Genomic DNA, 346 nt, shown 5'->3' on the forward strand with positions numbered 1-346 from the left:
CCACCAAATTCCAAAGAAAAAAGTGCTTGAAAAGCACGTTCACGAAGATCGCGCCTAGAGTCCACAAATACATTAGTCATCAAGAAAATCCTCATCAACTAGGTTTTTCATATCAGGTTTGGGTGTCTTTTCCGGCACAATGCCAACCACATGAATATTAACTTCAGAAAGATTCACTTCAGCCATATCATAAACGGCTGTTTTGACTGCCCGTTGAATTTCCATGGAAACAGCAGGTACATTGATCCCATATTGTAGGTAGACATAGATATCTGCACTGACTGTTCCGTCTTCTTCTGTTTTGAGATAAACACCTCGACCGTGAGCAACTTTACTAAGACTATCC

General features: G+C 40.8%; 1 protein-coding gene. It reads right to left on the minus strand.

Features of this window, described 5'->3' with window-relative positions; translation table 11 throughout:
- Positions 1 to 72: 72 nt before the first annotated feature.
- The coding region (locus QWY28_RS23340) for an Asp23/Gls24 family envelope stress response protein (protein ID WP_300955309.1) at positions 73 to 346 on the minus strand (274 nt) is incomplete at its 5' end.

The sequence above is a fragment of the Nocardioides oceani genome, from assembly GCF_030412965.1.
In the GTDB taxonomy this organism is placed as follows: Bacteria; Actinomycetota; Actinomycetes; order Propionibacteriales; family Nocardioidaceae; genus Nocardioides; species Nocardioides oceani.